The sequence below is a fragment of the Flavobacterium weaverense genome (assembly GCF_003688495.1).
Classification (GTDB): Bacteria; Bacteroidota; Bacteroidia; order Flavobacteriales; family Flavobacteriaceae; genus Flavobacterium; species Flavobacterium weaverense.
In genome coordinates, this window is record NZ_REFH01000013.1 from 42,734 (window position 1) to 57,150 (window position 14,417).

9 protein-coding genes are annotated in these 14,417 nt (G+C 33.2%); 4 read left to right on the forward strand and 5 right to left on the reverse strand.

What is annotated here, in order from left to right; all coding sequences use genetic code 11:
• The first annotated feature begins 384 nt into the window (after window positions 1–384).
• Window positions 385–2,232, forward strand: a complete 1,848-nt coding sequence (locus tag BC961_RS14000) for a CocE/NonD family hydrolase (RefSeq protein ID WP_121926488.1) — start codon at window positions 385–387, stop codon at window positions 2,230–2,232.
• Between the two features lie 82 nt (window positions 2,233–2,314).
• Here BC961_RS14000 and BC961_RS14005 read toward each other — a convergent pair whose 3' ends face one another.
• From BC961_RS14005 to BC961_RS14015, 3 genes are all read right to left on the reverse strand, one after another.
• Window positions 2,315–2,692, reverse strand: a complete 378-nt coding sequence (locus tag BC961_RS14005; RefSeq protein WP_121926489.1) for a PH domain-containing protein — start codon at window positions 2,690–2,692, stop codon at window positions 2,315–2,317.
• Window positions 2,693–2,701: 9 nt separating this feature from the next.
• On the reverse strand, window positions 2,702–4,009 hold the full coding sequence (locus tag BC961_RS14010) for an amidohydrolase family protein (RefSeq protein ID WP_121926490.1): 1,308 nt from the start codon (window positions 4,007–4,009) through the stop codon (window positions 2,702–2,704).
• Window positions 4,010–4,137: 128 nt separating this feature from the next.
• Entirely contained in the window at window positions 4,138–7,128 is a 2,991-nt protein-coding gene (locus BC961_RS14015; protein WP_121926491.1) for an amidohydrolase family protein, read from the reverse strand.
• A gap of 273 nt (window positions 7,129–7,401) precedes the next feature.
• Here BC961_RS14015 and BC961_RS14020 point away from each other — a divergent pair, with 273 nt between their 5' ends.
• From BC961_RS14020 to BC961_RS14030, 3 genes are all read left to right on the forward strand, one after another.
• Window positions 7,402–8,937, forward strand: a complete 1,536-nt coding sequence (locus BC961_RS14020; RefSeq protein ID WP_121926492.1) for a YifB family Mg chelatase-like AAA ATPase — start codon at window positions 7,402–7,404, stop codon at window positions 8,935–8,937.
• 1,040 nt (window positions 8,938–9,977) lie between these two features.
• Window positions 9,978–10,802, forward strand: a complete 825-nt coding sequence (locus tag BC961_RS14025; RefSeq protein ID WP_121926493.1) for a hypothetical protein — start codon at window positions 9,978–9,980, stop codon at window positions 10,800–10,802.
• 88 nt (window positions 10,803–10,890) lie between these two features.
• Window positions 10,891–11,589, forward strand: coding sequence for a hypothetical protein (locus BC961_RS14030; RefSeq protein WP_121926494.1), 699 nt, complete (start codon window positions 10,891–10,893; stop codon window positions 11,587–11,589).
• A gap of 361 nt (window positions 11,590–11,950) precedes the next feature.
• Here the strand turns inward: BC961_RS14030 and BC961_RS14035 are convergent, their stop codons facing one another.
• Together BC961_RS14035 and ypfJ are read right to left on the reverse strand one after the other, a co-directional pair.
• Window positions 11,951–13,255, reverse strand: coding sequence for a DEAD/DEAH box helicase (locus BC961_RS14035; RefSeq protein ID WP_121926495.1), 1,305 nt, complete (start codon window positions 13,253–13,255; stop codon window positions 11,951–11,953).
• Between the two features lie 259 nt (window positions 13,256–13,514).
• Complete coding sequence (gene ypfJ, locus BC961_RS14040; RefSeq protein WP_121926496.1) at window positions 13,515–14,375, reverse strand: KPN_02809 family neutral zinc metallopeptidase; 861 nt, start codon at window positions 14,373–14,375, stop codon at window positions 13,515–13,517.
• Window positions 14,376–14,417 lie beyond the last annotated feature (42 nt).

A 14,417-nucleotide genomic window follows, 5' to 3' on the forward strand; every position in this document is an offset into this window, starting at 1 on the left:
CTTAGTATTTTACAAAGATAAGCTAAAATGAAGGAAAAAGAGCTATAAAACCCAGATTTTAGTTTGTTTTCTGACTTTTCTGCAAAGTTTTGTTTCAAATTTGACTAGTAAGTGATGCATTAATTTAGTGGGGGAAGATTCTTTATCAAGTCTTTTAGTTACGGCCGAATTAGAGAAAGATTGTAAAGTGCTTACCAACCTTTGACACTTATAAATATGTAATTAGTATTTTATTATTGAATAAAGTTAAAATCATTTTATTAGAATATTTGATCTTATTGATCCAAAACTAAATCCATCATTATTAAAGAAATAAGGTGCTATAATTTTCAATTTCGCTGATATTTTTTACCTTTAAACTCTATATTAATTGAAAAAGAATTTATGAAAAAACTACTAAGTCTTAGCCTATTGTTTTTTGGTGTAATTGTTTTTGCTCAAAACAGTACAAGCAATTATGTCGCGGATAATTACACTAAAAAAGAAGTGCACATTAAGATGCGTGATGGTGTTGAACTATTTACTGCTATTTACTCTCCGAAAGATGTTAGCAAAAAGTTTCCTATCATTATGCAAAGAACGCCTTACAACTCTGGTCCTTATGGAGAAGGACAGTTCAAAAAAGGAATATCACCTAGTGAAACAATGATGAAAGAAGGTTACATTGTCGTCTATCAAGATGTGCGTGGAAGATACATGAGTGATGGCTTATATGATAACATGCGTGGCTTTATTCCAAATAAAAAAGGTAAAAACGAAATTGATGAAGCGTCAGATACTTATGACACTATTGATTGGCTCGTTAAAAATGTGGCAAATAATAATGGAAATGTTGGGACTTGGGGAATTTCTTATCCTGGGTTTTACGCGACTTACTCCTTATTGAGCAATCATCCAGCATTGAAAGCTGTTTCGCCTCAAGCATCTATTTCAGATTTCTTTTTTGATGATTTTCATCATAATGGAGCTTACTTATTGAGCTATTGGAAGGTAACGCCTTTATTTGGACCTCAAAAAACTAAGCGTACAACTGAATCTTGGTTCAAGTTTCCAGAAATAGGAACTAATGATGACTACCAATTCTTCTTAGATGCTGGTCCCTTATCAAATTTGGATAAATTTTATGGAAAGGATAATGAATTTTGGCAGCAGCTAAAAGATCATTCTAGTTATGATGATTTTTGGCAGAAACGTGGAATTCTTCAACATTTAAAAAATATAAAGCCAGCTGTAATGACAGTAGGAGGTTGGTTTGATGCCGAAGATCTATACGGCCCACTAAATACTTATTCAACAATTGAAAAAACGAGTAAGAATTACAATACGCTAGTGATGGGTCCATGGAGTCATGGTGATTGGGCAAGGAATTCAGCTAAACAAGTTATAGGTAATATTAATTTTGGTGATAGTATTTCTAATTTTTATCAAAAAAATATAGAAGCTAATTTCTTTCGTCATTTCTTGAAAAATAATGGTAAGGGAGAAAATAAATTACCTGAAGCTTATGTTTTTGACTCTGGTTCGAAAGAATGGAAGACCTACGATGCTTGGCCTCCAAAAAATAGTGTGAAGCAAGATTTCTATTTGCAAGAAAATCATTTGACTACAATGGCAAAGCGAAATATTTCGTTTGAAGAATTTATAAGTGATCCAAAGAAACCGGTGCCGTATTCAGAGGACATTAAGCAACAAGGAATGACGCCACGAAAATACATGACAGATGATCAACGATTTGCTGCCAGACGTCCTGATGTAATTGTTTTTGAAACTGATGTTTTAACAGATGATACAACTTTAGCAGGTTCGATTTTGGCTAAGCTTCAAGTTTCAACTACGGGAACGGATGCCGACTGGATTGTGAAAGTTATAGATGTTTTTCCAAATGATGAACCAGAAACTAAAGAAGTTAGTCCCTATTTAAAAATGAGCAATTATCACATGATGGTGAGAAGTGAAGTGATGAGAGGTCGTTTTAGAAATAGTTTTATAAAACCGGAAGCATTTGTTCCAAATGAAAAAACTGAAGTTAATGTGAAATTACAAGATGTATTTCACACTTTCAAAAAAGGGCATAAAATCCAGATTCAAGTTCAAAGTACTTGGTTTCCATTGATAGATTTAAATCCACAGACTTTTGTTGAGAATATTTTTTATGCTAAACCAGAGGATTTCAAAAAACAAACACACAGAATATACAACGATTCAAAAATTGAATTTACAGTTTTAAAGTAAACTAGAGTTTGTTCTAATCAAAAAGCACCAATTGTAATAATTACAGTTGGTGCTTTTTTTATTATGGATTTTAGTTCTTTTTTTACTTTAAAGTATGTTGACTTAAAATCTGGTATACTTCGTTAATGTTATTACCACTTTTTCCGAATTGTTTCACAATTGGAGCATTGTCATGATTCAGCCAAATTTTTAATTCTGCATCCATATCTAAAATTCCTGCACTCTCTTTCGAAAATTTCTTAATGCTCGAGTAGGGAATAGACATGTATTCTACTTTAGTGCCCACCAACTGCTTTTCAGCCAGAATTAATCTTTTATTTGTAAAGATAAACATATCTCTAATTAGCTTATAAGCCTTTTCAATTATTTCACCATCTATAAGAAGTGGTTCAAATTCGCTAGCAACATTTTGAGTGTTAACCTCTGATGCGTTCCCTAATATGGCATTAAATAGTCCCATGTGATATTTTTATTTTTGATTATACTTCGCTTTGTACTTATCATTCAGTTTTGTTTGATGCGTTTCTAAACTGATCATTCTACCTTGAATAAAAGCATTAGTCAATTTATTTGTACGCATGTCTAGCGCATCTCCTTCTGATATGAAAAGCGTTGCGTCTTTTCCTTGCTCTAAGGTACCACATTGCGCATCAATTCCTAAGATTTTTGCAGTATTTGAAGTTATTAATTTTAAAGCTTCTTCTTTTTCCATGCCGTAAGCAGCACAAGTACCCGCTAAAAATGGTAAGTTTCTAGTATTCATTCTCTCATGAGAACCACTATTTTCTAAACCTACTAAAACGCCTTTATCAGTTAATAATTTGGCCGCTTTGTATGGTAAATCAATATCATGATCTTCGTTCAAAGGCATGTCATGAACACGTCGCAGTAAAACTCCAACATTATTTTTTTGTAATAATTCTGCCGTTTTGTGTGCTTCGTAGCCACCTACAATTACCATCTTTTTAATATCATTCTCTTTTGCAAATTGAACAGCGTCTGTAATTTGCTTTTCTTCATTGGCATTGATATATAAAGTCTGAGTACCATCAAATAAACCTTTAGTAGATTCTAAAACTAAATTTCTATCTTTTGAAGAAGCTCCTAAATAGGCTTTAGCGCTTGTTAAAAAAGCAGCTAATTCTGAGATTTGCTTCGAGTATTCTTTGTTTGCTTCTATTCCTCCTGGTTCAAACCATGAACCGCTTCTTCTAAAAGTAGATGGAAAGTTCACATGAATACCATCATTCTCTTTTATGATAGCATCATTCCAATGCCATGCATCTAATTGAACGATTGAAGAAGTTCCCGCAATTCTACCCCCACGAGGCGTTATTTGCGCCATTAAAATTCCGTTTGGTCTTACTGTCTCAATTACTTTAGAATCGGCAGTGTAAGCGATTATACTACGTACGTGAGGTTTCATCATTCCAATTTCGCCTTCGTCGTTAGATGATTTTACAGCGTCTATTTCCACCAAACCTAAAGTAGAATTAGGAGCTATAAATCCTGGATAGACATGTTTTCCACCGGCTTCAATTGTTATATCATAAGCATCCTTCGCTAAACGGATTACGCGAGCGTCGGCAACTAAATTTATTTTTCCGTCCACAAATCCTATAGCGCTGTTTTCTATAATTTGGCCGTTTCCTAAATGCGCGGTTGCATTAAGAATTAGCACAGATTTAGATTGTTTAGAAGCGGGTATTTGTTGTGCAATGGTCACTATCGATGCACCAAAGACTAATAGTAAAAGATATATTTTTTTATTCATCATGTTTGTTTTTTAAAATGGCTTTAATTATCTAAAAGCACTTCTTTTGAAGTATAGAATGTAATAACGATCAAATTTATAGTAGTTACAACCACCATATGTTTTTTCATTTTATAAAATTCTAATTTGATTTATTCCTCCATTGTGTCACAGTGATATTCAACCTTCTCTGTTTTCTTTGGCTGCTGCATGATCATTCCTTTATTCTTTTCTTGAAGTAATTGTCCAATTAATTCATTTCTTTCTTTTGCAATAGCTACTCTATTTTCCTCATCTTTTTTGCTATCATAATAAACAACACCCTCGATAATCGTTTTTTCAGCTTTTGCGTAAATTGATAAAGGATTTGTGTTCCATAAAACTATATCAGCATCTTTACCCACTTTTACACTTCCTACTTTATTATCAATATGCAGTAATTTTGCTGGATTCAATGTTACGAATTTCCAAGCTTCTTCTTCAGTTACATTACCGTATTTTACTGCTTTTGCAGCTTCTTGATTCAATCTTCTTGACATTTCAGCATCATCAGAGTTGTAAGCAACTACAATTCCAGCATTGTGCATAATAGGTCCATTGAAAGGTATTGCATCATTTACTTCAAATTTGTAAGCCCACCAGTCAGAGAAAGTAGAAGCTCCTACACCATGCTGTTTCATTTTATCAGCTACTTTGTAACCTTCTAATATGTGAGTAAATGTATTCACCTTAAAGTTAAATTTATCTGCAACGTTCATCAACATTAAAATCTCAGATTGAACGTAAGAGTGACAAGAGATAAAACGCTCACTGTTCAAGATTTCTGCTAATGTTTGTAATTCTAAATCAACTCTCGGTGCTTTTTCTTTTCCTTTTTTACCGCTAGAATTGTATTTTTTCCAAGCTAAATCATATTCCTTTGCGCGTTGAAAATAATCAGTAAAGACTTGTTCAACTCCCATTCTTGTTTGTGGAAAACGCGTAGGATTAGTAATTCCCCAGTTAGCTTGTTTTACATTTTCACCTAAAGCAAACTTGATAAATCCAGGCTGATCTTTGTATAGCATTTCTTCTGCAGAAGCACCCCATTTCCATTTAACAATTGCAGATCGTCCTCCAATAGGATTTGCCGAACCATGTAATAATTGCGAAATCGTAACTCCACCCGCTAAATCTCTATAGATATTAATGTCTTCAGAATTAACTACATCTTGGATAGTTACTTCCGCGCTTGAATTATGTCCGCCTTCATTAACTCCGTTCGAAATAGCAATATGTGAATGCTCATCAATAATTCCACTCGTTAAATGTTTTCCTTTTGCATCTACTATTGTTGCAGAAGCATCTGAAATATTTTTACCTATTGAAGCAATTTTACCATTTTTAATTAAAACGTCTGTCTCTTCTAAAATTCCTTCTTTTTCATTGGTCCAAACCGTAGCATTTTTGAAAAGTAAAGTTTCAGCTTCTGGCTTTTTCACGTTACCATAAGCTACGTTCGGGAACGTAATTGGCATTACTTTATTATTCTTTTCTGCTTTAGTAGAATCAACTGCTTTTGTAAATGCTGCCGTTTTTACAGCTGACCATTTAACTTCGCTACCATTAAATAAAACTGCTTTACCGGAAAGATCTTGTGTATTTTCAATGTATCCAATAAGTCTCGTGAAACTAGTTTTAGTAGTATCATTAGGTTTTACTATTGTTGAAATCCAATTGTTAGCAATTGATAGTTTTGACTTTAATTTTTTAGAATCAGCTGTTGTGATTTCAGATTTTGGTGCAGAAACTTCACCGTCAATTTTCCATTTAAACTTTTCGTTGTTGATTGTTAGATCATAACTTCCACGAATATCCTTTGCAGTCATATCGGCTACAACATATTTGTTTCCTTGCACCCAGTTTTCATATAGTGTAGTTTTTTCGTCGAATATTTCGCCAGAAGTAATTACAAAATTAGCTAAGCTACCAGTTTTTAAAGTTCCTATTTCATTGCTTTTCCCCAAAAGTGCAGCAGGAATAGTAGTTAATGCCTCAAGTGCTTTTGTTTTGTCAAAGCCATATTTTATTGCTCTTAAAAGATTTGGTCTAAAATCTTCCATTTTCTTTAGTTTATCAGTCGTCAATGCGAATACGATTCCGTTTTCTGATAATACTTTTAAGTTGGTCGGCGCTTGGTTCCAGAAGCGCAAGTCTTTTAGTTCCATTTGGTCTGCTTGATTTGGGTCAGCAACATCATAAGCAGCTGGAAAATCAATCGGAATTATGAATTTAGAGTTTGTTTTTTTTATTTCTTGAATTCTTTCAAATTCATTTCCATTTCCTTTTAGAACATAATTTAAACCAAATTCCTTTGCAATTTTTGCAGCTCTCAAACTATTGAGTTTGTCTTCTGATGCAAAAATTTGAACTAGTTTTTCATTGTTCGTTAGTGCTTCTAGTGATAAATCTTTATTTGCTGCATTACCTTTTTTATACCAGTCTAAATCATGGTACATCTGGCGCAACAATGCCATCATTCCCATTAGTGAACTTGGATAAGCCTGATTTGTGGTAACACTTTTAGTAAAGCCAAAATGATTTGTCACTTTATCAGCAATAAGTTGACTGCTTTTATCAAAGTTGTTCAATGCAATTAAAGTTCCAGAGCCGCGCGCAATTCCGTCAACTACGTGCGTTCCTACAACTCCAAAACCTGCTTTTAACAATTCCTCAGCTTTCGCTTGATCATAAGAAAAGCTTTCGTAGGCGTTAACTTCTGAGCGAATACTTTCATTCCAGTAATATCCAATTCTTTTAGTGTCATAAAGTGGAGTTCTATCTGTATTTCTTTTTGGTTTTTCAATTCCGAAAGAGGTGTACATATCGATAAATGATGGATATATCGATTTTCCAGCAAGATCTATTGTAGTACTATTTTTTGGAATAGTTACATTAGTTCCAGTTGCAATCACTTTACCGTTTTGTACTAGCAAAGTACCTTTTTCAATAATTTGTGTTGGAGTAACATAAATTTTAGCATTTGTAAAAGCGGTAAAATTCATTGTTTTATTTGGTACACTTTCATTATTGGGAAAGTATTCCTGCGCGTAGAGTTGTACGGCTAAAAAACTGAAAATCAGTAGGAGTAGGTTTTTTTTCATAATATGGTCTTGTAATTAAGTTCTAAAAGTATTAAAATGTTAATGTTTAAGCAATTTTATTTTAGAATTGTTTTAAATATTTGTTTAAAAATTTACATAATGTATTTTTTATAGCGATTAGGCTGTGTTTTTTATGAAAATGCTTGAAAATTGATTTTTTATCGTCCCAAATTTATTCATTTGTTTTCCAATGATTTAGATTTTTTAAATTTTGACCAATTAGTCTTAATTAGTAGATTTTTTTTATCTAATTTTAGCTACAAATAAATAAAGATGTTAATAAAAGTTTTTGGAAGTGCAGTTTTTGGAGTAGAAGCTACGACAATCACAGTAGAGGTAAATATCGACAAAGGAATTGGTTATCATTTAGTTGGCTTGCCAGATAATGCAATTAAAGAAAGTAGTTACCGAATTGCGGCTGCGCTTAAAAATAATGGCTACGCCATGCCTGGAAAAAAAATTACCATAAATATGGCTCCTGCCGATTTACGAAAAGAAGGATCTGCCTACGACTTAACCTTAACAATTGGAATTCTAGTTGCATCTGGACAAATTAAAGCCGATGAAGTTGACAAATATATAATTATGGGCGAACTTTCACTTGATGGAAGTTTACAGCCTATACGTGGCGCTTTACCAATTGCTATAAAAGCCAAAGAAGAGGGTTTTAAAGGTTTTTTTCTTCCCAAGCAAAATGTAAAAGAAGCAGCTATAGTCGCTGGTCTTGATGTTTACGGTATAGAAAATGTGCAAGAGGTAATTAACTTTTTAGAAGGAAAAGGAAATATTGAACCCACAACAATAGATACGCGCGCGGAGTTTTACAAGACTTTAGATTTTCCTGAATTTGATTTCTCGGATGTGAAAGGACAGGAAAGTATTAAACGATGTATGGAAATTGCGGCAGCAGGAGGCCATAACATTATTTTGATTGGTCCACCCGGAGCTGGAAAAACAATGTTGGCTAAACGATTGCCAAGTATTTTACCACCGATGACTTTACGAGAGGCTTTAGAAACAACAAAAATACATAGTGTTGCGGGCAAGTTAAAAGAAGTAGGATTGATGAATCAACGACCTTTTAGAAGTCCACATCACACGATTTCAAATGTAGCATTAGTTGGAGGAGGTAGCTATCCTCAACCCGGAGAAATTTCGATGGCTCATAACGGCGTTTTATTTTTAGATGAACTACCTGAATTTAAAAGGGATGTTCTGGAAGTAATGCGACAACCATTAGAAGATCGAGAAGTAACGATCTCACGAGCTAAATTTACAGTAACTTATCCTTCTTCTTTCATGTTGGTTGCGAGTATGAATCCAAGTCCAAGTGGTTTTTTTAATGATCCTGATTCTCCGCAAACTTCATCACCTCATGAAATGCAACGGTATTTGAGTAAAATATCTGGACCATTATTAGATAGAATAGATATTCATATCGAAGTAACGCCAGTTCCTTTTGAAAAATTATCAGACGATCAAAAAGCAGAAAGTAGTGTTTCTATTCGAGAGCGAGTGACTGCTGCAAGAGAAATCCAAACGGCCCGCTTTGAACAAATGGATCATATTCATTATAACGCTCAAATGAATACAAAGCACATTAGGGAATATTGCGCGCTCGACGATGTGTCAAAACAATTATTGAAAACAGCAATGGAACGACTCAATCTCTCCGCAAGAGCTTACGATAGAATTTTAAAGGTAGCAAGAACGATTGCTGACCTCGATGCCGCGCCAACCGTAATCTCAAGTCATATAGCAGAAGCGATTCAATACAGAAGTTTAGATCGTGATGGTTGGTTGGGGTAGTTCGTGTGTAACGGTATTATTCCATAATTTTTTAAAACCTTTTAGATGTTTTTTTAACATTTAGTATAACTACAAGATTTTTTTTTCATCTTTTAGGAGCAATAACGACATTTGTATTTCTGGTTGCAATGGGCACAGTTTCCAAAACCGCACTATTCGTTAAGGTTCTAATTTATTTATTTATTCACGGGATTTTGGTTATGTAACTCGACTGGACTTTTTTGTGCTATTTACATTGTTTGTTCAATTTTGTAGGCACAGTTTGAAAAACTGCGCGAACGATTGTGGAATATTAGCGAGATCGGGTAATCTCCAACATAAAATTACATGACCTTTATCTTATAAAATTAAATTGCGTAAAACAATTTCCCCTGTAAGAGACATATTACGTCATTAACTCCAATAATAAAAAAAACATTAGAAATATCTACTAAAGTAAGTATTATTTTATAAATTTTTAATCTATATATTTGATTAACTTCTTACGATAGAATCCTAATAACTTTAACCAAATAATTATGAAAAAAACATTTTTTTTGCTATCATCCTTATGAATATCAGCGCTTTGTTTTTCTTAAATTCCTGTTCAAATGAAGATTTATTTACTTAAGGCAAATCGGATTTAATCAATATCAATCAGGTTAGAGAACAATTTAATAGCAATCCAATTAAGTTAAAAAATAATATTTATTTTTAGAATGAATGAGATTGGGAAAGTTGTCGTTTTGAAAATTACACATTATCTATTCCTATTTTATCAAACAAGCCCATTTTAATTAAGAGATTAAAAAATCCAAATTCATCAAAATATTTATATTAATTTTTTCTTGTAACCAAAAATAAGTTAAACAATACTTTAGATTATAATTTAAAGGTATTTATTGCTTCAAATAGTAAGAACTATGATAGAGATAGCTATCGTTTATATAACATAAATAATAAATTAATTCAAAATAAAGAAAAATCAGCCTTTAAAAATATTTCAAAAACATCAAAAATTAGTGATTTTGATTGTGAATTGTGGGGTTATTTCTTAACTAATGAATAATGGTGAAAGAAAGCTTATCTATACATGGTATGTATGTTCTGGTTCTGGTCAATCAGCACAAGCACCCCCAGGGGATGGATGTGGCGGTGTAGATGGCACATCAAATGATCAAGATGCTGAAGAAAATATAGATGATTCCCAATTAGAAACATGCTTACAAAAAATTTTGGCTTTACTCAAAGATACCTCAAATATTGATGTCTCAAATGTTCTAAAAAAAATGGGATTAAATAACACTAATTATGTAAAGATGAAAATGGGGAATATGGAAAAACCAGGTAATTATGCAGAGAGAAAAAAGATTTCAAATTACCACTATTCGGTAACATTTACGCAAAATATTTATACGAGCGTTACAAAATTGTATAAAGCCGCAGCTTTGGTGCACGAAATGATACAGGCTTATATGTTAAGTGTCGTTGATAATAACACTACTGTCATCAATGATAACAATTCATATCCTACTAATGCTCCTTTTAAAGACTTTACGGAATTATTTAAAATATATGTAAACAAAGCAAGTCCTATCGGAAATGCTAGTTATTCACAGCACGAGGATATGGTAAATAAATATGTTGATGCAATTGCATCTGCTTTAGAAGAATATCAACGGAATGAAACTGTAATTCCAAGTTCTCTGGCAGATAAACAAGTTTTTTTAGATATGGCCTGGAATAGTTTGCAAAATATAGAAGTATTTAAAAATAAATTCCCTCCAGGGAGCGTAGACAACACAAGAATAATTAATAGAATTACCGCTGAAAGTAACGGGGTTTACTACCAAGGACAATGGGCGGTTGGAAAACCTTTTAATTAAATTGGAATGCCAACAATTTCATTTTCGTCAAATTTGACAATAATTATTGGAATTCATTATAAAAATATAATACGTAAACATAAACCAGATGAAAAATATAAACATTATATTCATTGTTGTAATTCTTATGGCAGGATGTGCAACTAGATCTGACAAAGTTATAGTAGCTGCTATTAATCCAATACCTAAGAATAATGATACATTAATAGAGAAATATGCAGTCATAAATGATTATTTAGACTCACAGATTAGAGATCGATCTAAAAAGATCATGATTTTAAGTAAAAAAACCAATACAAATGTGACCTTAAAGATTCTTAGGCTAAATGATATTTATGTTAGAGATTCAATAACTTTGAATTACAGTGAAGATAAAACATTCTATAAAGAGTCAGAGTGGGAAATAGCGAGAAAAAAATACAGTAAAAATTCTATAGCAGAAATAGAAAATGCTACTGATAGAGCAGGTGAATGTTGTTGGGTTGCTGAAAATTTTAATTATAAAAATGTAATTTTTGAAGAATTACAACCTGGCTCAACAGCTTTTATGGAAAAGTACATGTCTAGCAAAATAGTACCAATTGTACAAAATGTTGATAGCATAGCTCATTATAAATTATACTCATTTTCGGAGCCTATATATTATCAAAATAGAGAATGTCTGATTTTTACTTTTTATAAAGGCGATCTTTTAGGTTTGGGTGGCAGTTCAGTGATTGTCATATATAAAAAGAAAAATGGCAAATGGATTCAAACACATATTGGCAATCCAAATTGGATTAGTTGAATTGAATTTAGTATTCAAAAATATTCTTGCATAACTATTCTAATGACAATCGTGCATAGGTACTGTAATTTGGCTCATAAAAAGCTGGAGCTTTGCCATTGGGGTTTTAGATAGAGTAAGAGTATGGGCAAGAATGATAGTTCTGCGCTATCGGGTTTCAACTAATGCAGCGCAAAGTTGTCGAAGTTTAGCTAGCAATAGTTACTTTTAAACCGACATTGAGTTGCTATAATATATCAGTCAAAGGCGGAGTGCTGCCTATTTAAATTAAGAGGCTCTATGAAGCAGCAAGCAATAATCAAAACAAAAAGCCCACGGTTTAAACCGTGGGCTTCAATTACGAGCTTGAACTTTTAATTATCTATTTACTAAATCTTCTTTCGTTATTAGCATTAGGTCTTCTTGGACCAAAACTATTATTACTTCTAGCAGTATTCTCTGTCTTTGGAGTGTTTGTAGACTTCGGAGTTCTAGGAGTTGAATTGCGTTGCTGTCTTCCTTGACCTTGCTTGATTGGTTCTTTTGAGGCATTAGGATCTGGCTTAAAACCTGCAATTTGTTCTACTGGCAATCTCAACCCTACTAACTTTTCAATGTCTCTTAAAAATACTGTTTCGTCTGGACTAAAAAGAGAAACTGCTTCTCCGCTAGCTCCAGCTCTTCCTGTTCTACCGATACGGTGAACATAATCTTCTGGAATATTTGGCAATTCAAAATTCACAACGTGTGGTAATAAAGGGATGTCTAAACCTCGTGCGGCAATATCTGTTGCTACTAATGCCGTTAAACTCCCATCTTTAAAACCTGCTAAAGCTTTAGTTCTTGCACCTTGGCCTTTATTTCCGTGAATCGCAGCAGCTTTAATACCAGCAGCAATCATGCTTTCACATAATTTGTTTGCTCCTTGTTTAGTACGTGTAAAAACAAGAATCTGTTTCCAGTTTCCTTCTGTAATAAGTTTAATAACTAACTCTGTTTTTTTCTCTTTTGCGACAGGATATATTTTTTGTATGATAGCGTCAACTGTAGTGTTTTCTGGAGTAGCTTCAACTTGTACAGGATTGTTTAAAATTCCCATTGCAAGTTTCTTAATATCTCTAGAAAATGTAGCTGAGAATAACAAGTTTTGTCTTTTAGCAGGTAACACTTTTAAGATACGTTCGATATCTCTAAGAAATCCCATGTCTAGCATACGATCTGCTTCATCTAATACTAAAATTTCTACTTTTGCAAGTGATATCAAACCTTGATTTTGTAAATCAATTAATCTTCCCGGTGTCGCTACTAAAATATCAACTCCTTGACGCAGTTGTGTAACTTGTGGATTTTGGTTAACACCACCAAAAATCACAGTACTTTTCATATCTAAGAATATACTGTATTCTTTTATATTGGCTAATATCTGAGCCGCTAATTCTCTTGTTGGTGTTAATATCAACGCGCGAATTGGTCTGTTTCGCAATTGTTGTCCTTGTGATAATAATTGTAATATAGGTAATGTAAAACCTGCTGTTTTACCTGTTCCTGTTTGCGCTGATGCTAAAACATCTTTTCCTTCTAAAATGGGTGGAATTGCTTTTTGTTGTATTGGAGAAGGTGTTGTGTATCCTTTTTTGCTGATGGCTTTTAATAAAGCATCAGATAATCCTAATGAGCTAAATGACATAAATGGTGTTTATGAAGTAAGATAATTATTTCTTTTACTTCCTTAATTTGCTGCAAAGATACTGCTAATTTTTTGATGTGTTTTTTATTGGTGTTTTTTGTTTGCGTAAAGCACAATTTTGCTCGTTTAGGCTACAGCATTCTAATTTTTACAATCACGAATTTCGACACTTTTCAAAGCTTTAAACTTTATGTAAAAAAAATTCGCAAAAAAAAATCAGGCATGATAGCCTGATTTTTTTTAAAAATATGAAAACTAATTATCTGATTTCTGCAAATGTGTCTCCTTGCGTAATATCGCCTGTCTTGTAGCCTTTCATGAACCAAGCTTTACGTTGAGCTGAAGTTCCATGAGTAAAAGATTCTGGAACAATGCGTCCTTGTATTTTTGATTGAATAGCATCGTCACCCACAGCGTGTGCTGCACTAAGCGCTTCGTCAATATCTCCTTCTTCTAAGAAGTTTTTCATTTGTTGGTTGTGATATGTCCATACACCTGCATAGAAATCTGCTTGAAGTTCTAACGCTACTGATAATTTATTTGCTTCAGCTTGACTTTTTCCTTCTTGCATCTTTCTCATTTTAGAGGAAGTTCCCAGTAATGTTTGAACGTGATGTCCTATTTCGTGAGCAATTACGTAAGCTGTTGCAAAATCGCCTCCTTTTGCACCAAATTTAGTTTCTAACTCATCAAAAAAAGCCAAATCCATATAGACTTTTTGATCGCCAGGACAATAAAACGGACCTGAATCAGAAGTTGCGTTTCCACATGCCGTTTCTACATTTCTTGTAAATAGTACTAAATTAGGTCTTTCATAATTTAGATTATTTTCTTGAAATATTTTTGTCCAAACGTCTTCTGTGTCTACTAATATTGCTTCTATAAATTTCCCTTCCTCTTTCTCCTTAGCAGTTAAATCTCTTTGCTCTGTTGGTGCGCCTTGATTTCCTTGCGTTTGTTCTAAAATATTACCGACCATCTGACCATTTTCACCACCAAAAACGTTGAGTAGTAAAATAACAATTCCTATTAATCCACCACCTACGATTGTTTTTCCTCCAGAAGACATTCCTCTTCGGTCTTCAAAATTATCACTACTACGTCTGCCGCTCCATTTCATATGCTGTTGTTTTATATTTTAGTTATTCGCAATCCTATAAAA

Excerpts from the sequence above, each read along its gene's own strand:
- BC961_RS14035 (WP_121926495.1), bottom strand. The coding sequence starts at position 13,255 with ATGTCATTTAGCTCATTAGGATTATCTGATGCTTTATTAAAAGCCATC.
- BC961_RS14005 (WP_121926489.1), bottom strand. The coding sequence starts at position 2,692 with ATGGGACTATTTAATGCCATATTAGGGAACGCATCAGAGGTTAACACT.
- BC961_RS14025 (WP_121926493.1), top strand. The coding sequence starts at position 9,978 with ATGAATAATGGTGAAAGAAAGCTTATCTATACATGGTATGTATGTTCT.
- BC961_RS14000 (WP_121926488.1), top strand. The coding sequence starts at position 385 with ATGAAAAAACTACTAAGTCTTAGCCTATTGTTTTTTGGTGTAATTGTT.
- BC961_RS14010 (WP_121926490.1), bottom strand. The coding sequence starts at position 4,009 with ATGATGAATAAAAAAATATATCTTTTACTATTAGTCTTTGGTGCATCG.
- ypfJ (WP_121926496.1), bottom strand. The coding sequence starts at position 14,375 with ATGAAATGGAGCGGCAGACGTAGTAGTGATAATTTTGAAGACCGAAGA.
- BC961_RS14020 (WP_121926492.1), top strand. The coding sequence starts at position 7,402 with ATGTTAATAAAAGTTTTTGGAAGTGCAGTTTTTGGAGTAGAAGCTACG.
- BC961_RS14015 (WP_121926491.1), bottom strand. The coding sequence starts at position 7,128 with ATGAAAAAAAACCTACTCCTACTGATTTTCAGTTTTTTAGCCGTACAA.
- BC961_RS14030 (WP_121926494.1), top strand. The coding sequence starts at position 10,891 with ATGAAAAATATAAACATTATATTCATTGTTGTAATTCTTATGGCAGGA.